The organism is Mesorhizobium sp. M0491 (assembly GCF_040321265.1).
In the GTDB taxonomy this organism is placed as follows: Bacteria; Pseudomonadota; Alphaproteobacteria; order Rhizobiales; family Rhizobiaceae; genus Mesorhizobium.
The window spans coordinates 14,512-38,709 of sequence record NZ_JAMYRE010000027.1 but is presented as its reverse complement, the minus strand read 5'-3'; the positions used below and the strand labels follow the sequence as shown (position 1 = coordinate 38,709).

Sequence of the window (24,198 nt, the reverse complement as noted above, 5' to 3'; positions counted from 1 at the left end):
CAAATTGGTGCGGATGAGGTTCATCAGCTGTTCGGAGAAGGACTGGTGCACATAGCCCCGCGGTGATGATGCCGACGGAGCGGTGGGCGTCGCGATGGTCGATCGGCACCACTCGCATGCAGTGTGGAGAAAGACGATGAGGAATCGTCGGTTGTGTCCTCTGCCGGATTTCACCTGCCGCAAAGCTCAGCCCGATGCCGGTAGCTGCCGCGATCCCGTGACGGTACTTTCTTGAGTGACGGGAGTGTCTGGCCCGGCAGTCAAGCGGCTCTACTTTCCCCAGCTTCCGTCCTATAGGCCGTTTCCCTCGATCATCGCCATCAGGCAATCGCCAGATTGTGTGCCGCTGATGCCCAGATCACGCACGCTGTTCATGTGGTTTCGGTCATTCAGGCGGAGGTCGCAGACAAGGTGCCCCTGCGCGCGTAAGCGCTTTCCGAAGTCGGCGGCCTGCTGGTGAAAAGGTGACGTTTCCTGATCTCCGACGAGAATGGTCGCTGCCGTCTCCGGGTCATGCCACCGCGTCATCGGGGTGAAGGCAGTTGCCTCCTCATCGGTGATTCCGATTAGCGGCTGGAGGAAGGACGTCTGAAGGGGCTTGAGGTCGTAAAGGCCGCCTAGCAGCAGCGCCGCACGTATGCGCGATGGCATTGGCGTCTTTTCGAACAGGAATGTGGCCAGGTGCGCGCCCGCCGAATGACCACTTACGCTTAGCCGGGCAGGGTCACCGCCATGGGCGGCTATATTGTCCAGCACCCATTGTTTGGCACGCCGGATCTGGTCGACGATTGCCGCCATCCTGACTTCAGGCATCAGCGCATAGTCGACGATGACCGCGATCGCCCCAGCTTTGGTGACTGTGTTCGCTACATAAGAATAGTCGCTTCTGGAGAACATGCGCCAGTAGCCACCATGGATGAAGATGTGCACGGGAAGATCCCTGCGCTCGCCGGGCGGAAAGAACAGGTCCAACCTTTCGGCCTCGCCCTCGCCATAGGCGATATCAGCCGACATCGGCAGGTTCGCCCGGGTTTCCGCGCTGCGAGTCACTATGTCGGCCACGATATAGTCAAAATCGGCCACATGGTCGCGGGTGCGGAAAGGGTCTTTTGACATGACTGCCGGTTCAGAAGGTGACGGCAATATATTTAGCCTCCATGAACTCGGCGATGCCGTGGTGCTGGCCGCCTTCGCGGCCAAGGCCACTCTGCTTGACGCCTCCGAATGGTGCGGCCGGATCCGACATCAGTCCCCGGTTGAGACCGATCATGCCGGCCTCGATCCCCGACGCCACCCGCATGCCGCGTCCAATATCGCGTGTGTATATATAAGCGGCCAGACCATATTCCGTGTTGTTAGCATGTGCGATCGCCTCGGCCTCGGTGTCGAAGCGTGTGATGGGTGCCACCGGGCCGAAAATCTCCTCGTGCGCCATCTCCGCATCGGGCGGCACATCGGACAGCACTGTGGGCGGATAGAAGAATCCTTCTTCCTCCGAAATCGCCCCGCCGCAAAGCACCTTGGCTCCCCGGCCCACGGCGTCCTTGACCAGGCGGTCGATCTTGTCGACAGCCTTTCTGGTGATCATCGGCCCGCATTCGGTGTCGGCATTCGGACCCGCCCCCACCTTAAGTGCCGCCATGCGCTTGCGGAGCCCGTCGGCAAAAGCATCATGGATTCCTGATTGCACGTAGAGGCGATTGGCGGCGGTGCAGGCTTCGCCGGCGTTGCGCATCTTGGCGATCATCGCGCCGTCGAGGGCGGCGTCGAGATCGGCATCGTCGAAGACGACAAACGGGGCATTGCCGCCGAGTTCCATCGAACAGGAAATGACATGCTTTGAAGCCTCGCCGAGCAAGGTTCGGCCCACGCCCGTCGACCCCGTGAAGGACAGCTTCCTGACGCGCGGATCGGCGAGCATGGCCGAAGTCAGCGGCCCGGGACTGGTCGTGGTCAGCACGTTGACGACACCGGCAGGCACGCCGGCTTCGCTGTAGAGTGCCGCCAGCGCATAGGCCGTCAGCGGTGTTTCACTTGCCGGCTTCAGGACGACAGTGCAGCCTGCCGCCAGCGCCGGCGCGATCTTGCGGGTCGCCATAGCGGCCGGAAAATTCCACGGGGTGATCAGCACGCAAATTCCGATCGGCTCATAATCGACCACGATGCGATTGCTGCCGGAGGGCGCGGTGCCGAACTCGCCGGTGATGCGGACCGCTTCCTCAGCATTCCAACGGAAGAACTCGGCTGCATAGGCTACCTCGCCGCGCGCGTCGCGCAGCGCCTTGCCATTCTCCAGGGAAATCAGCATGGCAAGCGTTTCGGAGCGTTCGACCATGAGCTCAAAACAGCGCCGAAGGATTTCCGAGCGTTTGCGCGGCGCCGTCTCCCGCCATCCCTTAGCTGCTTTGGCCGCGGCCTCGACGGCGGCGGTGGCGTCCTCGACTGTCGCATCGGGAACCGCCGCGATCACCGCCCCGGAGGAGGGATCGACAACATCGATGAGCCGACCGTCGGAGGACGGTCGCCAAGTACCGTCGATGTAGAGTCCGTGTGAAAAACCGCGCACGTCATAGCCATCCTGGTCGAGCTGCTGAGCGTTCAAATTCATCGCTTTGTTCCGTTTTCACATAACGCAGGCGGCGAGGTCGCCGTCATGGGCAGCCTGAACGAGGCGTCGCATCGTGCCGAGATCGAAGGCACGCGGATTGTTCTTGATCAGGCGGTCGATGCCGAGCGCTTGCTCGGCGGTCCAGTCAAGCTTATCGGCAGGGAGGCCTAGATCCGCCAGTGTTGGCGTAATGCCGATCGCCGCGAACAATCGCCTGATCTCCTCGATTGTGGCGGCTGCCATCTGGGCGGTGGTTCTCGCCTTCGTCTCCAAGCCAAGTGCCGCGCCGATCTCTGCCATCTCGTCAGCGGCGACGCGGCTGTTATAGGTCATTACGTAAGGCATCATTGTCGCCACGCCCAAACCATGGGCGGTGTGGGTGAGGGCGCCTGCCGGATATTGCACGGCATGCGCCGCCGCCGTGCCGGCAGTGCCGAATGCGCAGCCCGCTGCCAGAGCGCCCATCATGACATCGGCACGCGCGTCGGCATCGGCGCCGTCGCTGCAGGCTTTCTCCAGACTCCGGCCAAGCAGTTTTATCGCGAGCAACGCGAAATGGTCGGTCAGGTCAGTCTTGCCGATGAAGACATGCTGTTGCGGCAGATTGGGGTCTTCACCGCGCCGCATGGCGGTGAAGGCCTCGATCGCATGGGTCAAAGCGTCAGCGCCGGCGATCGCGGTCAGGCCAGGGGGGCAGGTCATTGTCAGTTCGGGGTCGCACAGGGCGACTGCGGCGATAAGGTGAGGGCTCGATATGCCGACCTTGAGCGTCCGGTCCGGGTCGGAAATCACCGCGACCGGCGTCACCTCGGAGCCGGTGCCGGCCGTGGTGGGTACGGCGATCAGCGGCAGCGTCGGACCCGGCACCTTGAACTCCCCGTAATAGTCCTGGAGCTTGCCGCCATGGCTGAGAAGCAGCGTGGTGCATTTGGCGAAATCGAGACAGCTGCCGCCGCCGATGCCGATCACCATGTCCGGTCTGAACCCCTTCGCTTCCTCGACACAGATGCCGACCGTGTCGCGTGGCACGTCGGGCAGAACGCGGTCATGCACAAGGACTTCGATCGAGGCTGATTGAAGGGACTTGATGATGTCGACGAATACCGTTGTGCCCGCGAAACGCTCATCGGTGCAGACCAGCGCACGTTGGCCGAACCGGGCGGCGACCGTCGGCAGCACATGGCGCTGCCCTTTCCCGAACAGGATTTCACGCGGCAACCGCAGGGCGGCGAAGAGGGTCATGATCGGTCCTTTGACGGCGGCTGACTGGAAACGGAGGCATTGAACTGGGCTTGGGATCGGACGGTCTAAGCGCGTGTCTCTCGCCCCTAAAACATATCCGCTTTAAAATCGTATAGGATATAGGATTGCATCGACGGAACCATCGTGTTAGCAGTCCTGACTGTCAAGAGGCAAAATATGCACACCGCAAACTTACCCGACCCAAGCGACGCCACCATTGGAGTTGGTCGCATCCAGCGCGCCAACAGTCTCGTCGAAGATGTCTATGAAGCCATCTTCGCGCAGTTGATGGCGCTGAAAATCCCGCCAGGCTCACGTATTACAGTCGATAGCCTGGTCAAGGAATTCAACGTCTCGCACACGCCGATCCGCGAAGCCCTTGGCCGGCTCGAAGGCGAAGGCCTCGTCCTCAAGACGCATTTGATCGGTTATCGTGCTGCACCCCAGATCACCCGGCGCCGTTTCGACGAATTGTACGAAATGCGTCTGCTGCTCGAACCGCATGGCGCCGCAAAGGCCGCCGTAATGATGGACGAGGCCAAGTTCAATGTGTTGCTCGAAGCCGCCGGCGTGATGTCACGCCGCGACGGCAAGGATGATCGCGTACGCTATTCGAACTTCGCCAGGCAGGATGCGATCTTCCACGACAAGATCTTGGAGTTTTCTCAAAACGAACTCATCCGAGAGACGTTGGGCCACCAGCACACGCACTTCCACATCTTCCGCCTGATGTTTCATGCACGTGTGACCGAGGAGGCACTTGACGAACATGAGGCGATTCTTGCCGCGTTCGGCTCTGCCGATCCCGATGCCGCCGCAAAGGCGATGCGCATCCATATAGAGCACTCGCGCGATCGCCTGCTCCCGGCATTCGATTGAGGTCGGAACGGATGTCCATTGCCGCTAATATCGCCGGGGAGGGCGGGAGCACGTTGTCCAGCAATGCGCATGGTTCGCTCGAACCGGTGCTGCGCGCCCAGCAATTGTCCAAGCAATACGGCCCGGTGACGGTGTTGTCGGACGTCACTTTGGACATCCTGCCCGGTGAGGTCCACGCCATCATTGGCGAGAACGGTGCCGGCAAGTCGACGTTGATGCGGCTGCTGTCCGGCTATGTCGAGCCAAGCCATGGCACATTGTCGATGAACGGACACGCGGTGAAATTTGCCAAGCCCAGCCAGGCACAGGATGCCGGTATCGCCTTGGTCCATCAGGAGATCCTGCTCGCAGAGGGGCTCACGGTCACCGACAATCTGTTTCTCGGGCGAGAGCTTTCGCGTGGCCTTGTCGTGGATGACCGCACCATGCGCCGGCTGGCGGCCGACAAACTGGCGCAGATCGGCTGCGCGGTCTCGCCAAGGGCACTGGTGCGAGACGTCTCGCTGGCAGACCGGCAGATGGTGCAGATCGCTCGTGCTCTGCTTGACGACTATAAATTGGTTATCTTCGACGAGCCGACCGCCGTTCTGACCGGTGGCGAGGTCGAGCGCCTTCTGGAGATCGTCCTGCGACTGAAGGCTCACGGCACCGCCGTGCTGTATATCAGCCACCGGTTGGACGAGGTGCAACGGGTCGCCGACAAAGTGACCGTTCTGCGCGACGGCAAGATGGTCGGCACCTATCCCGGCAAGACGCTGAGCCAGATGGATATGGCGCGGTTGATGGTCGGTCGCGAACTGGCCGCACTCTATCCTGAAAGGACCGCAGCGCCTTCGGATGTACCGATGCTGAGCGTGAGGAACGCCTCAGTTCCCGGCTATGCGGAGGACGTGTCGTTCACGGTCCACAAAGGCGAGATCCTCGGGTTCGCCGGCATGGTCGGCGCAGGTCGAACTGAACTCTTCGAGGGCATTATCGGCCTGCGCCCGGCGGCCGCCAAGGTCGAACTTGAGGGCAAGTCGATCCATTTCCAATCGCCGCGCGCGGCGATCGACGCCGGCGTCGGTTACCTGACCGAGGATCGCAAGGGCAAGGGACTGCTGCTGCAGGAGCGCCTGGCGCCTAACCTGACGCTGTCGGCGCTCGGTTTGTTCCATCCCGGCCTCTCGATGGGTCGGCGCCGCGAAGCGGAGGCCTTGGAACAGGCCGTGGAGACATATGACATCAGGCTGAAGAGCCTCGGCGCCAAGGCGGGCCAGCTTTCCGGGGGCAATCAGCAGAAGCTGCTGCTGGCGAAGGTGCTGCTGACCGATCCTTCGGTGGTCATTATCGACGAGCCCACGCGTGGCATCGACATCGCCAACAAGGCGCAGATCTATGCCTTCATCCAGGAGCTTGTGGCCAAGGGCAAGGCCTGCATCGTCATCTCTTCGGAGATGCAGGAACTGATCGGCATCTGCGACCGCATCCTGGTGATGCGCGAAGGCCGCATCACCGGCGAGGTCAGCGGCGCCGAAATGACCGAAAGCAACGTGGCGGTACTGGCGACCAGTGGCCCCAAGCCAGGGCTAAAAGCCAAGGGAGGCACAGAATGGCTGTCATGACCGAATCCGCACCCAGGCGTCGCCCCCTGGATCTCAATGTCAGTTGGACCGACATCGGGCCCTTCCTTGCGCTGGCGGCCCTCCTGGTCGTGGGTTACCTCATCAACCCCGATTTCCTGTCCGCCACCAATCTCGCCAACGTCATCACCCGCAGCGCCTTCATCGCCATTATCGCGGTCGGCGCGACATTTGTGATCTCGTCCGGCGGGCTCGATCTTTCCGTCGGCTCGATGGCCGCCTTCATCACCGGCATCACCATCATGTTCATGAACACGGTGGCCCCGCATGCCGGTATCTGGGCTATTCCCGCCGGCATGGCGGTGGCGATCCTGGTCGGCCTGCTGTGCGGGCTTGCCAACGGCCTCATCGTCACGGTCGGCAGGATCGAACCGTTTATCGCCACGCTGGGCACGATGGGGATTTTCCGGGCGCTGATAACCTATCTGACCGACGGCGGCACGATACCGATCGACCGATCGCTGCGCGAGGCCTACCGGCCTGTCTATTTCGGCACGGTTGCCGGCATCCCGGTTCCTATCCTCATATCCGTCGCCGTCGCCGCGGCCGCATCCTTCATCCTGTACAAGATGAAATACGGCCGCAAATGCGCGGCGGTCGGCGCCAATGAGGATGTCGCCCGTTATTCCGGCATCTCGGTGATCAGGACACGGACCGTGGCCTATATCGTCCAGGGTGCCTGCGTGGCCATTGCCGCGATCTGCTACGTGCCGCGCCTGGGCGCTGCAACGCCGACGACCGGACAGCTTTGGGAACTGCAGGTCATCACAGCCGTGGTGATCGGCGGCACCGCGCTGCGCGGCGGCAAGGGCCATGTGTGGGGAACAGTCGCCGGCGCCGTCATCCTGGAGCTCATCGCCAACCTCATGGTGCTGTCGGACTTCGTCTCGGAATACCTCGTTGCCGCTGTTCAGGGCGTCATCATCATCATCGCCATGCTCATCCAGCGGTTTTCGAATTCGAAATAGCGCCGCGTCCGGACCACGCGGATCAACGTTCTTATAGGTCCAAGGGAGAAGACAATGTTCAGTAGAAAATGGATTGCGGCGGCGACACTTGGCGCGCTGCTGCTGGCCGGTCAGGCCATGGCGCAAGACAAGAAGGTCATCGCGGTGTCGATACCGGCAGCCGACCACGGTTGGACGGCGGGCATCGTCTATCACGCACAGGCGGCGGCCAAGGAAATCAACGCCGCGTTCCCGAACGTCGAAGTGGTCGTGAAGACGTCGCCGTCCGCGGCGGAGCAGGTCAGCGCGCTTGAGGACCTGTCGGCCAGCCGCAAGCTGGATGCTTTGGTGATCCTGCCTTACAGCTCGGAAGAGCTGACTCAGCCGGTCAAGGCTATCAAGGACATGGGCACGTTCATTACCGTCGTCGATCGCGGTCTGACTGACGCCTCCGTCCAGGATCTTTACCTCGCGGGCGACAATATCGCGGTTGGCACCAACACAGCCAAGTTCATGATCGACAAGCTCGGCGGCAAGGGCGACGTCGTTGTGCTGCGCGGCATTCCGACCGTCATCGACGACGAGCGCATCAAGGGCTTCCAGGACACGATCAAGGGTACGAACCTGAAAGTCCTCGACATCCAGTACGCGCATTGGAACAGCGACGAGGCCTTCAAGCTGATGCAGGACTATCTGGCCAAGTACCCGCATATCGATGCGGTCTGGGCCAATGACGACGACATGCTGCTTGGCGTGCTCGAAGCGGTCAAGCAATCGGGCCGGACCGATATCAAGCTGGCGCTCGGTGGCAACGGCATGAAGGACATCGTCAAGAAGGTGATCGACGGCGACGCCATGACGCCGGTCGAGACGCCATATCCGCCGTCGATGATCAAGACCGCGATCTACATGACCGTCGCCAACCTGATCGGCCAGGCACCCGTCCGTGGCACCGTCAAGCTCGACGCGCCGTTGATCACCCAAGCCAACGCCAAGGAATACTATTTCCCCGACTCGCCATTCTAACCCTATCCGATTTCACCGAAAGGCAGGGCGCGGTCCGCGCACTGCCTAGCTCAAACACTGAGAGGAAGAGCCATGCCAGGCAAGAAGATACTGATGCTGACCGGTGAGTTCACCGAAGAATACGAAATCTTTGTCTATCAGCAAGCCATGGAAGCCGTCGGTCACACCATCCACGTGGTGTGCCCAGACAAGAACGCCGGAGATCTGATCAAGACCTCGCTGCACGACTTCGAGGGCGACCAGACCTACACCGAAAAGCTCGGCCACTATGCGCTGATCAACAAGACTTTCTCGGAAGCCGAGAGGCAGCTCGATCAATATCATGCCGTCTACTGCGCGGGCGGCCGCGGCCCGGAATACATCCGCACCGACAAGCGCGTGCAGGCCATCGTGCGCCATTTCCACGAGGCCAAGAAGCCGATCTTCACCATCTGCCACGGTGTGCAGATCCTGATCGCTGTTGACGGCGTGGTGCGTGGCAAGAAGGTCGCAGCACTCGGCGCCTGCGAGCCTGAGGTGACACTGGCGGGTGGCACCTATATCGACCTGTCGCCGACCGAGGCCTATGTGGACGGGACAATGGTTTCTGCCAAAGGCTGGACGGCGCTTGCTGCGTTCATCCGCGAATGTCTGAAGGTGCTGGGAACGGAAATCCGCCACGCATAAGCTTCTGGAACCGACGCATTTCGCCAAGGGATGCGTCGGTTGCTTTCAACAGCGCATCCATATCCATAAGTTCGATCGGGATCGCGGCTCCCGAGCACAACAATATAGGCGAGATGCTCAAGGGTCGCCGCCTGGTTGCGCTGCTTTCGTCCTTCTTGTTTCACTGATCGCGGTAGTGCTGTTCGACATGCTGGCGCGCGGCGTTGTTTCAGCGTCCGGATTAGAGGTCGTGTCGTCGACCGTGCGGCCCGTCGTCGCCCCGAGGCCATCACGCTCGGTGCCGAGGCCCGGTGAACAAGTTCTCATAAAACCTTCTGACAACCGTTCGATCGGCGCTCAGGCTCGACGTCACTATGAAAGCGGGATGCGCCTGAGTTCAGGCCTGCGTCAGTGAATATGGCATCGCGGATAACCAATAGTCTCTGGCGTCCGGGTTGGTCATCGGCCTAACGAAAAGAACGGCGTCTAGGAACGATTCCGGCCGGCTGCCGTTGCCTAACATTAGCTATCTCTTATGGAATCTGCGAAATGCCGCTGTGTCAGAATCTATGCCCTCTTGAAATGACATTCAAATGCCCGCGTTGCGGATTGGCTTTGCTGAAACCCGGGCGCTGGTTTCAGGTTGCATCCAAATATCGCTGCGAGGGGTGTCACAGCGAAATCCGGATCACTTATCCCGACAAGATTGCACTATTCCAGAAGTATGCGGCTTCGCAACGCGAGGGTCCATCTCCGCCAAAGCATAGCTCAGTCCTGGCCAAGTCATTCAGCGGCTAGGCCATGGTCCTGCCAGGGCAGTCTGAACGCTGACTGCCGGCGGTAGTGCTGCCTGTTGCATGGAACGAAATCCGTTCCTTGCGGTTGGGAGTTCATGCCTCCAGCTACACGCAATTGAGCCGGCCATGCCCTGCAGTCAGGAGCAGTGATGCAAACATACCTGGTAGAGCAAATGGAAGGGGACGACGTAGTTGCGGCGAGTAATGTCAATGCGTCCAGCCCGTTCACGGCGGCGACTATATCAACAGGACGCCAGGTTACCCTGCGGACATGGGAAAACAACTGGGTTCGTGTCACGGATGAGCTTGGAGGAGAAGTATTCGCATATTGCTTCGTTTCAGGCGCCGGCGAAGCGGACAGCAGCGCACAGCCCGACACCTCGGTAAGGTAGTCCCACAGCCCGGGCGGGCGCAGGCTTGCATGCTCAACTTCGAACGATTCAAGCGATCAAGACCGCCTGGCGCATCATCCGAATGATTGATGAAAAGATCATGCCGCGGGGCGATAAGCGGCAACAATCCTAGCGTGGGGCCCTTATGTCTCTGGCGCATTTAGAATCTTCGAGGGCGATTCGAACGGTGCAGACTGACTACCAACCGGTGGTCTCTTGTCGATGGTCAAAAGTTCCCGATCATGCTCTTGACGAGGGCGGGCCCGTTCTACGTCTGCATCAACGGATGGGAACTGGCTTCGTCGACATTCCGGTCTTTGATCACCTGAGGGAAATCGCCGGGCATTATTCCGAAAAATTAGCCGCCAGCGACGGCACCAACCGACTGACCTATTCCGAGCTTTTTCGGGCGGTCGAGGCCTTGGCCAGCCGGATTGAAGCCGTCGTTCCCGACGGAAATGCGGTTGGAATACTTCAGGCCAACTCGGTCTGGTACACAGTTGCGATGCTGGCCAGCATGGCATCCGGTCGACCGTCAGTACCGCTTAACGTGCGAGATCCGGACTCGCGCATCAACGAAATCGTCGCCGACGCGAGGCTCTCCGCCATAATTGGCGACAAAGGCATCCATGGCCTTGATCTGCCCCAGCACGTTGCCCGGATCGAGATAGCGCAATCGTTGCAGGCAACGCTTCGTCCAGCTGAACACCGTACCGTTTCTGTCGATGCACCGGCAATGGTGCTTTATACCTCCGGCAGCACGGGCCGCCCCAAGGGGATTGTCAACAGCCAGCGGAGCTTGCTGTGCCGAGTGCAGCAATATGTCGACGCCTGCCACATCAATGCGCAGGATGTTTTCCTGCCCCTGACCGGCCCGGCAACCATCGCCGGTTGCCGGGAAATCCTTGCTGCTCTTCTTACGGGTGCTACGTTGCAGCTTGTGGAGGTCGAAGCCGTCGGCCTGCGCTCGGTTCGCGGCCGCATGCAATCGGAAGGCGTGACGATCACGTATCTGGTGCCGGCATTGCTTCGCGCTCTCCTGGCGGATGAGCCCGCGGACGCCTTTGGTTCACTCAGGGTTGCCCGAATTGGAGGCGAGAAGGTGTCCTCGGCCGACATCCGCCTGGTGCGCAAGGCTGTCCCGCCAACTTGCCTGGTGCAGATCGGCTATTCATCGACGGAAACGACTGGATCGCAGTGGTTCTTGCCGCACGATTGGCCGGAATTCGATTCCTCAGCTCCCGTCGGTTGGCTGCTTCCGGGAATCAGCTTCGCAATTGTCGATGAAGAGGGTTACCCGGTTCAGCCCGGCAAGATCGGAGAACTGTTGATCAGAAGCCCGTATGTCGCACTCGGATATTGGGAAAACGGGGCAGTTGTTCCGTTTGAAATAGATCCCGCCGACCAGACGCTTCGTATCTTTGCAACGGGCGATCTTGTGCAAATTGGGAGTGATGGCCTGTTGCGGATCATCGGTCGCAAAGGGCGCCAGATAAAGGTCAATGGGCGGCGCGTTGAGCCGGCCGAACTCGAACGGGTTCTGCGTGGCGCGCCGTCGGTGAAGGATGCCGTGGTTATCGTCACCCCGGCGAATGAACTGGTTGCGTTCGCCGTACCGCACGGCAGGGCGGGAGTCAGTTTTTGCGACGAGCTGCGCCAATTTGCCAGGACAAAATTGCCGCCGGCGCTTTGCCCGCTGCGGCTCCATGCAAGCGCCGAGATACCGCGGCTGGCCAGCGGAAAGATCGATATGGCAATGCTGGCTGCAATCGACCTTTCGGTGCGGGAAACAACGCCCCCACCGCAAATCGCCCATGCGGGAAATGAAGTTCCTGCTCATCAGATCGTACGGCGTGCCTGGACCAAGGTCCTTAAAACGCGGGTCGCACTGGGGTGCTGGGATGAAGCGGGGGGAGATTCGCTGAAGCTGCTGCATTGCGTGATGGAAATCGAAAGCGCGATCGGGCAAGAGCTCGGATTGGAAGCCTTCACGGTTGGAATGAGCTTCGATGAGATGGTTGCAGCGGTCATTTCCGCTCAAGGAGGCGGAGAGCACGCGCCCGCCTGGAAACACGAGCCTCCGCTGCTTTTCCTTTTCCCCGGGTCGGTCGGCTATGGTCCGAGCCTTGCTTCGTTCGCATCAGCAATAAGCAAGGTCGCCAGGGTGTCTCCCATCAGATATCCGGCCCTGGGCATGATCCTGCAAGGTCAGAACACTGTCGCCGCAATGGTCGAAGCTGCAATTGATCATATCAACCGCGTGCAGCCGACCGGCTGTGTTCGCCTGCTTGGCCACTCGCTCGGAGGAGCGGTCGCTTTTGAGGTTGCCGCGCGTCTGCTTGATCAAGGGCGAGCGGTAGCGTTCACGGGCATTCTGGATACCAGCCTGGTTGGCGAGCGCAGCAAGCGTTGGGAGACCATTACCCGGACATTTCACCGGATCCGAACCAATCGTATATCGGCTAGTCGGGTGGCGTGTCGCGCGCTTGCCAAGGTCGCGGTCAAAATGCACTGCGAATCCCGGCTTGCCGGCTTCCTCGACCGCTATGCCGAGGGTCAGTTCAATCCGACGAGCTTCAGAACCAAACTGGAACTGCAGGAGGTTCTGCGGGCGCGGGCCTTCTTCCAATGGCTGACAGAACCTAGGCCGATACTGCCGATCACCGGCACCTTGTTCCGTTGCGCGCGGCCCGGAATGCCCCTTGCACTCGGGTGGGATCGGGCATTCGTCCATCTGGACGTCATTCCGATCGCCGGCACCCACATCGACATGGTCGTGGAGCCTCATCTGACCGTCAATCGCCCACTCATCGAAAACGCTGTGACCGAGACCTACTCTTCAATCGAGTCACGCAAACAGGAGGCAGTGTCATCGACCTGATCGGCGAATTCAGCAGCGATGTGCTGGCGCTCGATGCCCGGCTGGAGATCGATCGCATCGTCGAGACTTTGCGCGAACAGGTTCTCGGCACACAACGGCGTCGCGGAGTGGTCGTCGGGCTCTCCGGAGGCATCGACAGTTCGGTCGTCGCAACGGTGTGCGCACGGGCGTTCGGAAAGTACAAGGTACTGGGCCTGTTCATGCCGGAGCGCGATTCGTCAGGCGACTCGTTGAGGCTTGGCCGCAGCGTCGCTGGGCAGCTTGGCATCGACACCATCCTTGAAGATATCGAGCCGGCGCTCGAAGGCATTGGCGCCTACGCCCGACAGATCGAGGCCATCCGAACTGCCGTCCCTGGATATGGCGAAGGCTGGAAATGCAAGCTGGTCATGGCATCGGTGCTGGAGAGCAGCGGCCTCAATATCACGCGCCTTACGGTCGAGGATCCGGACGGAAAGATCGACACCGTGCGTCTGTCGCCGGCGGCTTACCTGCAGATCGTCGCTGCTACCAACTACAAGCAGCGGGTTCGCAAGATGACCGAATATTATCATGCGGACCGCCTCAACTATGCAGTGGCAGGCACGCCAAACCGGCTCGAATACGACCAGGGCTTCTTCGTCAAGCAGGGCGACGGCGTCGCCGATGTGATGCCTATCGTCCATCTCTACAAGACCCAGGTTTACCAGCTGGCGGAATATCTCGGGATTGACACGGAGGTCCGAACAAGGCCGCCGACCACGGACACGTTTTCCATGGCGCAAACCCAGGAGGAGTTCTACTTCGCCTTGCCCTATCAGTTAATGGATTTGTGCCTCTACGGCATGAATCACGGAATTTCGGCCGGCGCGGTCGCCGCCGCCGCCGGCCTCACGGCCGAGCAGGTCGAGAAGGTCTATAAGGATATCGTCAGCAAACGCCGCGCCGCACGCTACCTTCACGCACGGCCGCAGCTGTCCGCTGCGATGGACAGGGATTGACCCATGTGCGGCATCGCCGGAATTGTGGCGCTGAAAGCGGCTGCGGAGCCTCCGTCACGAGCCGCGCTTCTGAGAATGGCAGCCGCGCTCTCCCATCGAGGTCCGGACGAAAGCGGCCTTTACCGCGACAAGCGAGCGGGGCTGGCGCATACCCGCCTGTCGGTCATCGATCTCTCGACCGGACAGCAGCCTCTCGCCGACACAGGCAATACCACCTGGATCGTGTTCAACGGCGAGATCTTCAACTACGTCGAGTTGCGTGACCAACTCATAGCCCTGGGACATCGTTTCCGCACCCGCAGCGATACGGAGGTCGTCGTGCATGCCTACCGCGCGTGGGGCGTGGGCGCGTTCGAGCGGCTGAACGGGCAGTGGGCACTCGCCATCTGGGACTCGCTGACAGGCCGCCTCGTCCTGTCGCGCGACCGGTTCGGCATCTGCCCGCTGCATTTGTGCGAACACGCTGGCCGCCTGCATTTCGCCAGCGAAGTTAAGGCCATCTTCGCAGCCGACCCGGCGATACCGCGGGCCTTCGATCCGGCGGGGGTCGACCAGACTTTCACGCTGTGGACCGTCGTACCGCCGCAAGGCGTATTTCAGGGAGTACAGGAACTTACCCCCGGCCATGTCCGCATCTACGACAATGGCAGCGTTCGTGAGCAGGCTTTCTGGAAACCTTGCTATCCCGAGAGCGAGGACCTGTCCCATGGCACCTTCAGGGGCTCGCTGGAGGATGCGGTGGACGAAGTGCGCGGCGCCTTGCAGGCCGCGACGGCGCTTAGGATGGTGAAGGCGGATGTGCCGGTCGGCTGCTACCTTTCCGGCGGGCTCGACAGCTCACTTGTCGCCATGCTCGGGAGGCGCTTCGCCGGCGCGCCGTTCCAGACTTTCTCGTTGCGTTTTGCTGACGCCGAATATGATGAAACCCGTTACCAGCGGCTGGTTGCAAGTGCGAGCGGCGGCGAGCACCACGAGGTGATGGTTTCGCGCAGTGACATCGCCGACATCTTCCCAGATGTGATCCGTCACGCCGAGCGTCCGATTCTCAGGACGGCGCCGGCGCCGTTGTTCCTTCTCTCGAGGCTGGTGCGCGAACATGGCATCAAGGTCGTGCTGACCGGCGAAGGGGCCGACGAGATGTTCGCCGGCTACGACCTGTTCCGGGAAGGCAAGGTCCGCCGCTTCTGGGGGCGGCAGCCCGCCTCTGCCCGACGCGCGCGACTGCTGGAACGCCTCTACCCTTATCTGAGCCGCTCGCCGGTCAAGCAGCAGGCGATGGCGCGCCAGTTCTTTGGACATGGTATCCATGCATTTGGCGCGCCCGGCTTCGCGCATGATACCCGCTGGCGCACCACCAGCGCCATCAAACGGCTGTTCTCGGCCGACATGCACGCCGAAACGGCGCGTCACGACGTGGTGGCGGACCTGCTCTGCCGCCTGCCCGAAGAGTTTCAACGATGGGGTCCTCTCGCGCAGGACCAGTATCTTGAGATCAGGACGCTGATGTCGGGCTACCTGCTCTCCTCGCAGGGAGACAGGATGCTGATGGCCCATTCCGTCGAAGGGCGGTTCCCGTTCCTGGACGACAGGCTGGTGGCCTTGGCGAATTCGCTACCGGCCGACTACAAGCTGCGCATTCTGGATGAGAAACACGTGCTGAAGCGTGTGGCGAAATCGATCGTGCCCGCGGAAGTCGTGGCCCGCAAGAAGCAACCCTACCGGGCGCCCAACGCACTTTGCTTCATCGGCGATAGCGCACCCGCCTATGTCCGCGAAGCACTCTCGGAGACTGCCCTGCGCGCGGCGAATGTCTTTGATCCGAACTCGGTCGCGCGCCTGCTGGACAAATGCGCTGCCAAGACCGGCGATGGGGATCTGTCCAACTCGGACAACATGGCGTTGGTCGGCGTGCTGTCGACGCAGCTCCTCCATCAGCAGTTTGTCGCAAGCCGCCCTTCGAGCGGGTGTGCGGTCGACCTCAGGATAGATGTCGATCACCTGCACAGGCAAGAGGTGCTGGTATGATGCATGGCGCCGTCCCTCTGCTGCACGACTACCTCAGCCATTCGGCCGGCCGGCTCGGCGACAAGGTGGCGCTGGTGTGCGGCGGGCACCGGCTCGCCTATGATGAGCTTGAGACACGTTCCAACGCGGTCGCCCATCATCTCGTCACGTCCGGGGTCGCCCCCGGTGACCGCGTCATGATCTTCGCCGACAACACCGTCGAGACCGTGGTCAGCTTCTGGGCGGTTCTCAAGGCGAGCGCCGTTGTGTGCGTCGTCAATCCGCTCACCAAGAGCGACAAGCTGGGGTATTTGCTCAACGATTGCCTGCCGGCGGCATTGATCACCGACAAACATTTGCAGCCGATCTTTACTGAGCCGGCGCGTAACTGTCCGTCGCTGCGGCGGCTCATCGTCTCCGGTCAGGTGGACGACGCCGAGCTCCGGGGATTGCCGCATGCCGTGCGCTGGGATGAGGCGGCTGCCGGCCACGGCAAAGCGCCGGCCCGCCGCCGCATCGATATCGATCTCGCAGCCATCATCTACACGTCGGGCTCGACCGGCGAACCCAAAGGCGTGATGCTGACACACAGGAACATGATGGCAGCCTGCGCGTCTATCGCCTCGTACCTCGAGCTTGGCGAAGACGACGTGATCCTCAATGTCTTGCCCCTGGCCTTCGATTACGGCCTCTATCAGATGATAATGGCATTCCGTACCGGGGCGCGGTTGGTCCTCGAGCGCTCGTTTGCCTTCCCCGCACAGATACTTGCGATCATCGAAAGGGAGAGAGTTACAGGCTTTCCCGGCGTGCCGACCATCTTTGCCGCGCTGTCGGATCTCAAGACGCTGAAGGCAAATGATTTTGCAAGCATAAGGTATGTCACGAACACTGCTGCGGCACTGCCGCTCAAGCACATTCGCCTGCTCCAGGAACTGTTTGCCGATGCCCGGATCTATTCGATGTACGGCCTGACCGAATGCAAACGCTGCACCTATCTTCCGCCGGAAGATCTTGCGCGAAAACCGTTGAGCGTGGGGATCGCCATCCCGAACACCGAAATGTGGATTGTCGATGAGGATGACCGAAAGGTCGGTCCCAATGTCGTCGGCCAGTTGGTCATCCGCGGAGCAACGGTCATGAAGGGCTACTGGGGTAAGCCGGAGGCTACCGCGAGGAAGCTCAAGCCTGGCCCTTTGCCCGGCGAGCAGGTTCTGTACACCGGCGACTACTGCCGAATGGACGAGGAAGGGTACCTCTATTTTGTCGGCCGCAGCGATGAGATCATAAAATCGCGGGGAGAAAAGGTGGCGCCTAGGGAAGTCGAAAACGTGCTGATGGAAATCCCGGGAGTACGGGAAGCCGCGGTTGTCGGAGTTCCCGACGACCTGCTGGGGCAAGCAGTGAAAGCGTTTGTCGTCATGGAGCAAGGAACGATCATAGGCGAAAAGCAGCTGCGGATGGAATGTCAGAAGCGGTTGGAAAACTTCATGATTCCGAAGTCCATCCAAATTGTGTCCAGTCTACCGATGACGGACACGGGCAAGCTCAAGAAAATAGCGCTGTCATAAAGCGATACCTGGAAATCATTTGGATCGGAGGCCAATTCAATGCTGAGCACGAACAACAGAATTGACACCTACAGTGATCAGATACGCGCCTTTCTGGCGTCAAATTTCTACGTGGCCGACCCGCGTGCCCTGGAGGTTGAAACGTCGTTGCTCGACCAGGGCATCATAGACTCGACTGGAGTGCTTGAAGTTATCGGCTTCGTCGAGGAGACATTCGGCATCACTGTCGAGGACAGTGAACTTCTGCCTGAGAATTTCGATTCCATCCAGGGAATTGCACGTTACGTGGTGAGCAAGGAAAACTGATCGCCGGGCGATGGTAATAAGGGCGTCTTCCCAACCGAGCGCGCAAACCCATGGCGCGGCTCACGCTGGCGTTCTGGCTCGTGCACAAACCACCCTGGCTTCACCAGCATTGTTCGCAACCGTGCGAATGCTCTCGTAGCCTTTGGAACGTTCAACCAAACTCATGACCTGCCGGTCCTGGCCAAGCCCGACCTCGAAAAGCAGCATACCACCTTGCCGCAGATAGCGCCGCGCCTCCTTGATCACCCGCATGTGAATGCTCAGGCCGTAGGGCCCGGCAGCGAACGCCTCACGTGGTTCAAGTTCCATCAAATGCGCGCGGTCGTTTTCGAGCCGCTTCTCGGAGATGTAAGGCGGGTTGCAAACGACCAGATCGATCGTGCCTTCGAGCTCCAGACCCGAGAAGGAATTGAACAGGTCGCCCTGCAGCACCGAAATGCGTCCGGCCAGGCCAAGATGGGCGACGTTCCGGCACGTGGTTTCTACACAGCTGTCAGTGAGATCGCTCGCCCAGACGCGCGCGGTGGGGACCTTGTATCCAATGGCGCAGGCGAGATTGCCTGCCCCGCAGCACATGTCGACGACACGCGGGACCGGCCGATTAAGTTCACGCAGCACATTGAGGGCGGTGCAGCCGAGCAATTCCGTCTCCGGGCGAGGGACGAGCACGCCGGGCGCGACAACCAACTTCAGTCCCATGAAGTCGGTGCGGCCGGTGCTGTAGGCGCTGGCGACATCTATTTCACCAATCACGACAAACCCGCTTTCTTGATTTTCCCATGCTCGATTTCTCAGGTCGCCCATGTCTTCATGCTGTGAGGCGAGGCATCAGCCTCATCGTTCCCGGCTAGGTTCACGTCCGCGTAGCTACTGGATCGCCGCACTCTGCAGGTCGCTGCTGAACCTCACCTCGATCGTGTCTCCAGGCGCGACCTCAGTGTCCTGGTCGACCGGTCGACTTCTCGACGCGTCGCCGGCCCCGCCGGTTATTGTGATCCGGGCCTGGAAGGTTTCGCCGGCGACCGGCAGTGGAAGAGCGGACGCCCCTGATGGCTGAAGCTTCTGGCTGGCTGCGTGGAGCCTTGCAGTGGTCTCGGCGAGGCGAAGGTCGGTGTCCCTCAACTCGTTCAGAAGGCCGATCCTTCGTTGATTTTCATTGCGTTCCTGCTGCCTGACGAAGTCTTCCTGCTGGCGTCGCGTTCTCATGAGTTCGACCGACGTCTCGAGCGCCCGGCTCGACGACATCAGCACGGCACGTCTGACGTCGGCGAGCCTGCTGTTGGTCAGGTTGCCCGATTCGAACGATTTGGTGACCCGCGCCAGATCGTCCTCATCCTGTTTCACCGCGGCCGCTTCCGTCTGCTCGCGCTTGAGCAGAACCTCGACCTCAGCCTCGGCATCCTTGGCGGTCTTGTCGAGATAGCTTTGCTCCTGTTGAAAATTGTTCAGCGAAATTCTGAGACCCTCCGCTTCCGCCTGCGCGACCGCCGATATCAATGCATTCGACAGGGGCGAACCTTGCGGCGGCTGCATGTCAAATTCTGCCTGGTTCTGAAGTTCGGCGCGGATACGGGCGCCATGAAAGTAGTCCCTGATATAATCCCCCCAGATCGACTCGTAGTCGCGTCGCAGATCAACGGGATCAGGTCCGCTTTGGCTTGCCCGCGACCGCAGAAGGCTGAAACCGCCGGCGACCGCAATCGCCTGCCGGACTGTCATGAGTGGCCGGTAAGCCTGCTGCCCTGGCGTCAGCACATCGCCAGTCACGTAGATCGGCCGGTACTCCGCGATCACGGCCGTGACGTCGCTCGGCTTGATGACGATCATTTGCTCCCGTCCATCAGGCAGACGCTGGTGGACGATCTTGGTTGGCAGCACCGCTTCCATGCGCGTCTGCAATTCAGCCGGCGTCAACCCGCCAACTGGGATCATCCCGAACTCGGGCAGCGCGATCGAGCCATCCATCTGGACAATCGCGCGTTGCGTTCGTTCCGCTATGGAGGCAATTCCTATCTCTACCGTGTCGCCGGGGGAAAGCTTGTAGGCCACCGGCGCTTCAGCCGCGGCTGCGATATCCAGGGCCAGGCAGCCGGCAAGCGCTGCAAAGAAAATTCGGCTAACGAAGGCCATTGATGGCAATCTCCCTTTAATTCAAGCTCGGCTGCTGCGGCCAATCGAGACGGGCGACGAATTCGTAGACCGGCCCACCAGGCACCCCCCAATTGCTCGACCAGATCACTTGCGACCCATCAGGGGACGGTGAGGCATGTGTCTCGCTCCAATAGTCAAATGGAGCGTTTCGCGTCTGCACGATGCGTCGGACCTCCTGACGACCGTCAACACGCAGCGCGATCACTTCGCGCGTGTATGGCGCCCAGTTTGGATGGCTCCGAACCTCATCGGGATTGCCCCCGTAACTTATAAATGCCCATTCGGGCCTGTCCAAAGCACGCAGCGACGTATGCTCGGCCTCACCGTACTTCGTGAGCGACGTGACCTTTCCATCGGACAGCCGACGCTTGATCACCTGATATTCGTCCGGAGCGGATTTGCTGGTTCCGACGTAAATCTCGCTACCATCCGCATCGAGAGTCAAATCGCCATGGCCGGGCCGATGATGGTCCTTCCACCTCTGGCGCAGGGTGCCGTCGACTGCGAAAATGGCTCGCTGCTCGGTGCCGTCGACCAGGTTTTGGAAACACAGGATGTTTTCTCCAAGCGGAGAAATGGTGCAGGAACTGGTCGTTCCGGCAACCTGGGCGAGATCGATGTCCGGGTATTTCAGACGCCGGTCGATGTCGTATGCGAAGACGACGGCAGCTCCATCATCGCGGGTCGCGCGTACGGCAATGCGGTTGCCGTCACGACTAGGATTTCCCTTGGACGGGCCGAATTCGAGATCCCGATATTTCGTTGCGGCATACACTATGTCCTCACGATTGGTGCGGGGAGCCCAAGTCGAGATCTTTTGACCGTCGACACAGATCATCATCTCCGCCTTTCGAGGGCGCCATTCGCACTCACCCGACTTGTTGCGGTGAAACAAAGGGAGGTAGGTTTTCCCGTCGAGGAAACACATGCCGTTGCAGCCGTTCATGAGGACGAGGAGGCTCTGATCCGCATTCCACGCTTGCGCGCTCGAGTATCGGTGACTGCAATATATCTTGCCGCAGACAATTCCGCTGCCAAGAGCTCCGGGCTGGGTAATCCGAGTAAAGCTGATCCCTGTCGCCGGATCAGTGACAGGTTTCAGGTAAGCGGGCAGATCCATTGACGGCTCCGTGCCTGCCGCACCGCTCGGCCGGTTTCCGGCTGTGTGCAGCGCCAGCAGAGCGGCCATCAGCAGCACAGCCGGTATGAGCCGCGGAAAGGTCATGTCATATAGCTCATTTCACGACGGACGCGGCCTTCGCTGAGGCGCGAGCGCCACCACTCGATGGTCCTTTCCAGACCATCACGCAGGCTCGTATGTGCCCGCCATCCGACTTTACTTTCAAGGTTTGAGGAATCGGCGAGCAACGCACGAACCTCGGAGTTCTGCGGCCGCACCCGGCTTTCATCGCGGCGGACCGGTTTCCTGGTGCCACTCAACTCGAGCACCAACTCCAAAACGTCCGAGACACTGGCGGCGCGCTGGCTGCCGGCATTGTAGGCATGGCCAAATTCAAGCTTGGCCGCCCCTGCCGCCACAAATGCCGCCGCAGTGTCTTCCACAAAGGTAAGGTCGCGGATAGGGCTGGTGTCGCCGACCATGATCGCCGAACAGTTCTCGTCCAGAGCCTGCCTTATGATGGTCGGCACGATGGCCCGCTCGCTCTGGCGCGGCCCGTATGTATTGAACGGTCGCAGGATCACCACCGGCACATCGAAGGACCTGGCATAGGACGCCGCCATCATGTCCGCGCCGATCTTGGATGCGGAGTAGGGGGATTGTCCCTGCAACGGGTGGGATTCGTGGATCGGCATGGTCAGAGCGGTGCCATAAACCTCGCTTGTGGACGTATGCACAATGCGCTCGGTTTCCCAGTGGCGTGCCGCTTCGAGGACATTCACGGTACCCAGCACATTGGTTTCCACATAGGATTGGGCAGCCGCATAGGAATAGGGAATCGCAATCAGCGCAGCCAGATGAAACACCACCGCCTGGCCGCGCACGATCCGGTTGATGAAGGCGCTGTCACGAACGTCCCCCCGAATGCACTGCAACTGGCTTCGAACGTGGTCGGGCAAATCATCCAGCCAGCCATGGCTGTCGAACGAGTTGTAGAGGGCCAGTGCCGTGACATCGGCACCTTCGCGCACCAGCGCTTCCGTGAGGTGGGATCCGATAAATCCATCCGCACCCGTGACCAGGACCTTCCTGCCGTGATAGTTCACGACCGTGCACTCCTTCGATCATGTGAGCCGTCAAACTGGCGAACGAACAACAATCCATTCATGCCAAACTCTCCTCACTTGCCAACTCTACCCACTTGCCGCGGGAGGCAGGGACACGCCGAAAACCGCCCTGAAGCCCCGCATTATCCAGACGAGGTCCGATGCAATGGTGCGCCGCGGATAGTAGGCGAGGTCGATCGTTGCCTTGGCCGGGAACAGGACCTCTCGATAAAACAGGAGCGGATCAAGGGAGGGCGGGTAAAAACAGGCTTCGTGACGGAAGAGAACCTGGGTTGGGCCGAGCAGGCCAGGCTTCCACTGTAGGACAGCTTCATTGCCGCCGCGGAAACAATCGGCGAAGGCAAGGCTTTCCGGCCGCGGCCCGACAATTGCCATGTCCCCCGTGAAAACGTTCCACAGTTGGGGCAGCTCATCAAGTTTCGTTGCCGCGAGAAAACGGCCTACCCGCGTCATGCGGCTGTCATCGTTCATGGTCAGCGCAAGGCCGAAAGGATCGGCTGTCGTCTTGAATTTGCGGAACTTGTACATGCGAAACGGTTTTGCGCCGGCACCCAGGCGCGTCTGTGCGAAAAGCACGGGCCAACCGCCCTCGACAAAGAGTGCAACGGCAATCAGGAGCATCAGTGGAGCGAGTACCATTCCCGCTACTGCGGCGAGGATGATGTCCATAGCGCGTCTGGCAATTCCGTGGCTGGTGCCAGCTACGGCGGGCCGATGCATCGTCACGTCGAGTGCGTTCATGCCGCGGCTCCCGCCCGCCCGCTGCCTTCAATCGCCGTGGCCAACGCAACAACCACCGACTCGATCGCACTTGCCGTAATTTGCGGGTGTAGTGGAATCGTCAATTCCCGCTGCGCGAAGTCCTCGGTCTTCGGCAGATGGATTTCAGTGAACATCTGGCGATAAAGCGTCATCTGGTGCACGGGCGTATAGTGGATTGTGGTCTGTATACCCTTCGTTCGCAGATGGTCGATTACCGTTTGCCGGTCGACGTCATGCGGCAGGAGGACAGGCATGATGTGGTAGGCCGAGGTCCGCGGTTTGCCGAACGGGACTGTCACAGCCGAGCAATAATCTGCGATCAGACGCCGATAGAGGACGACCAATATGCGCCGGATTTCATTCCATTCCTGCAGGTTCTGAAGTTGGACCAAGCCGATAGCGGCGCGCAATTCGTCCATGCGATAATTGAAACCGAGCATCGTCACGTCGTATTGCGGCGTGCGGCTGTTCAGCCGCTGATGTGTGCCACTGGTCATCCCATGTCCGCGAGCCTGGCGGATCGCTTCACGGAGCTGTGCATCCCGGGCGATAACGGCCCCGCCTTCCGCGGTGGTCATGTTCTTGTTGCCGTAGAAGCTAAAGGCCGCGGCCGCACCGTAAGTCCCCACCTCCTTAAGGCCGGGAGCATGCGCGGCATCCTCGACGATATGCAGTCCTCGCACACGGGCAAATCTCTGCCATTCTTCCCGGTCGGCGAGGTAGCCGGCAAAATGGACGAGAATGACTGCCTTGGTGCGTCCGGTGCACTTGGCTTCCGCGTCGCTTAGAGACATCAGTGGCACTTCGGCCGACTCTATGTCGACGAATACCGGTGTTGCTCCTACGTAGAGCACTGCATTCGCGGTCGCCACGAAGGTCAGCGAGGGAACCAGCACTTCGTCTCCAGGGCCGATCCCAAGTGCATGGAGAATGAGATGCAGGGCGGCGGTGCAAGAGCTGACGGCGACGCAATCGACCGCATCATGCACGGCCGCGAAGGCCTCTTCAAAGGCTCGTACCTGGTCCCCCATCGTCAGCCACCCACTGTCGACAACTTTGGCCAGGGCCGCCTTTTCCGGAAAGCCAAGAATAGGAGCGCTGACCAAGAGCATTACGACCTCCTCATGTTGGCGCGGCC

At 60.6% G+C, this 24,198-nt stretch carries 19 protein-coding genes; 10 read left to right on the top strand and 9 right to left on the bottom strand.

The window, feature by feature from the left end:
• Nucleotides 1–291: 291 nt before the first annotated feature.
• From NKI69_RS28405 to NKI69_RS28395, 3 genes are read right to left on the bottom strand one after another with little or no spacing between them, the layout of a single operon-like run.
• Nucleotides 292–1,116 (bottom strand): alpha/beta hydrolase, encoded by an 825-nt coding sequence (locus NKI69_RS28405; RefSeq protein WP_352440672.1) that lies wholly within the window; start codon nucleotides 1,114–1,116, stop codon nucleotides 292–294.
• 10 nt (nucleotides 1,117–1,126) lie between these two features.
• Nucleotides 1,127–2,608 (bottom strand): NAD-dependent succinate-semialdehyde dehydrogenase, encoded by a 1,482-nt coding sequence (locus NKI69_RS28400; RefSeq protein WP_352722988.1) that lies wholly within the window; start codon nucleotides 2,606–2,608, stop codon nucleotides 1,127–1,129.
• A gap of 15 nt (nucleotides 2,609–2,623) precedes the next feature.
• The gene (locus tag NKI69_RS28395) at nucleotides 2,624–3,850 is read right to left on the bottom strand and encodes an iron-containing alcohol dehydrogenase (protein ID WP_352440671.1); all 1,227 of its coding nucleotides are present in this window, start codon (nucleotides 3,848–3,850) and stop codon (nucleotides 2,624–2,626) included.
• A gap of 177 nt (nucleotides 3,851–4,027) precedes the next feature.
• Between NKI69_RS28395 and NKI69_RS28390 the strand changes: the two genes are divergently transcribed.
• The 10 genes from NKI69_RS28390 (at nucleotide 4,028) to NKI69_RS28345 (ending at nucleotide 17,900) form a co-directional block, all read left to right on the top strand.
• Entirely contained in the window at nucleotides 4,028–4,729 is a 702-nt protein-coding gene (locus tag NKI69_RS28390) for a GntR family transcriptional regulator (protein ID WP_352440670.1), read from the top strand.
• Between the two features lie 11 nt (nucleotides 4,730–4,740).
• Nucleotides 4,741–6,333 (top strand): sugar ABC transporter ATP-binding protein, encoded by a 1,593-nt coding sequence (locus NKI69_RS28385; protein ID WP_352440669.1) that lies wholly within the window; start codon nucleotides 4,741–4,743, stop codon nucleotides 6,331–6,333.
• Complete coding sequence (locus NKI69_RS28380) at nucleotides 6,330–7,319, top strand: ABC transporter permease (protein ID WP_352440793.1); 990 nt, start codon at nucleotides 6,330–6,332, stop codon at nucleotides 7,317–7,319. The genes NKI69_RS28385 and NKI69_RS28380 overlap by 4 nt, the downstream gene beginning before the upstream one ends.
• A 54-nt stretch (nucleotides 7,320–7,373) precedes the next feature.
• Nucleotides 7,374–8,324 carry a substrate-binding domain-containing protein gene (locus NKI69_RS28375; RefSeq protein WP_023808960.1) on the top strand — a complete coding sequence of 317 codons (951 nt, stop codon included), beginning with the start codon at nucleotides 7,374–7,376 and terminating at the stop codon, nucleotides 8,322–8,324.
• Between the two features lie 72 nt (nucleotides 8,325–8,396).
• Nucleotides 8,397–8,990 (top strand): DJ-1/PfpI family protein, encoded by a 594-nt coding sequence (locus NKI69_RS28370; RefSeq protein ID WP_013533129.1) that lies wholly within the window; start codon nucleotides 8,397–8,399, stop codon nucleotides 8,988–8,990.
• A 1,313-nt stretch (nucleotides 8,991–10,303) separates the two neighbouring features.
• The gene (locus tag NKI69_RS28365; protein WP_023808959.1) at nucleotides 10,304–13,039 is read left to right on the top strand and encodes a non-ribosomal peptide synthetase; all 2,736 of its coding nucleotides are present in this window, start codon (nucleotides 10,304–10,306) and stop codon (nucleotides 13,037–13,039) included.
• Nucleotides 13,036–14,019 carry an NAD(+) synthase gene (gene nadE / locus NKI69_RS28360; RefSeq protein WP_032908690.1) on the top strand — a complete coding sequence of 328 codons (984 nt, stop codon included), beginning with the start codon at nucleotides 13,036–13,038 and terminating at the stop codon, nucleotides 14,017–14,019. Before NKI69_RS28365 ends, nadE begins: the two co-directional genes overlap by 4 nt.
• A 3-nt stretch (nucleotides 14,020–14,022) precedes the next feature.
• On the top strand, nucleotides 14,023–16,044 hold the full coding sequence (asnB, locus tag NKI69_RS28355) for an asparagine synthase (glutamine-hydrolyzing) (RefSeq protein ID WP_023808957.1): 2,022 nt from the start codon (nucleotides 14,023–14,025) through the stop codon (nucleotides 16,042–16,044).
• Nucleotides 16,041–17,594, top strand: coding sequence for a class I adenylate-forming enzyme family protein (locus NKI69_RS28350; protein WP_031212342.1), 1,554 nt, complete (start codon nucleotides 16,041–16,043; stop codon nucleotides 17,592–17,594). The genes asnB and NKI69_RS28350 overlap by 4 nt, the downstream gene beginning before the upstream one ends.
• Before the next feature lie 39 nt (nucleotides 17,595–17,633).
• On the top strand, nucleotides 17,634–17,900 hold the full coding sequence (locus tag NKI69_RS28345) for an acyl carrier protein (RefSeq protein ID WP_013533122.1): 267 nt from the start codon (nucleotides 17,634–17,636) through the stop codon (nucleotides 17,898–17,900).
• A 60-nt stretch (nucleotides 17,901–17,960) separates the two neighbouring features.
• Here NKI69_RS28345 and NKI69_RS28340 read toward each other — a convergent pair whose 3' ends face one another.
• The 6 genes from NKI69_RS28340 to NKI69_RS28315 all read right to left on the bottom strand — a co-directional run bounded on the left by NKI69_RS28340 (nucleotide 17,961) and on the right by NKI69_RS28315 (nucleotide 24,172).
• Nucleotides 17,961–18,704 (bottom strand): N5-glutamine methyltransferase family protein, encoded by a 744-nt coding sequence (locus NKI69_RS28340; protein WP_050592622.1) that lies wholly within the window; start codon nucleotides 18,702–18,704, stop codon nucleotides 17,961–17,963.
• A gap of 63 nt (nucleotides 18,705–18,767) precedes the next feature.
• Nucleotides 18,768–20,030, bottom strand: coding sequence for a polysaccharide biosynthesis/export family protein (locus NKI69_RS28335; RefSeq protein WP_023808954.1), 1,263 nt, complete (start codon nucleotides 20,028–20,030; stop codon nucleotides 18,768–18,770).
• A gap of 16 nt (nucleotides 20,031–20,046) precedes the next feature.
• Complete coding sequence (locus NKI69_RS28330; protein WP_031212341.1) at nucleotides 20,047–21,276, bottom strand: hypothetical protein; 1,230 nt, start codon at nucleotides 21,274–21,276, stop codon at nucleotides 20,047–20,049.
• The gene (locus NKI69_RS28325) at nucleotides 21,273–22,277 is read right to left on the bottom strand and encodes an SDR family NAD(P)-dependent oxidoreductase (protein ID WP_023808953.1); all 1,005 of its coding nucleotides are present in this window, start codon (nucleotides 22,275–22,277) and stop codon (nucleotides 21,273–21,275) included. The genes NKI69_RS28330 and NKI69_RS28325 overlap by 4 nt, the downstream gene beginning before the upstream one ends.
• Before the next feature lie 87 nt (nucleotides 22,278–22,364).
• Nucleotides 22,365–23,039, bottom strand: coding sequence for a sugar transferase (locus tag NKI69_RS28320; protein ID WP_023808952.1), 675 nt, complete (start codon nucleotides 23,037–23,039; stop codon nucleotides 22,365–22,367).
• Nucleotides 23,036–24,172: a DegT/DnrJ/EryC1/StrS family aminotransferase gene (locus NKI69_RS28315; protein ID WP_023808951.1), complete on the bottom strand. Its 1,137-nt coding sequence runs from the start codon at nucleotides 24,170–24,172 to the stop codon at nucleotides 23,036–23,038. Before NKI69_RS28315 ends, NKI69_RS28320 begins: the two co-directional genes overlap by 4 nt.
• Between the last annotated feature and the right edge of the window lie 26 nt (nucleotides 24,173–24,198).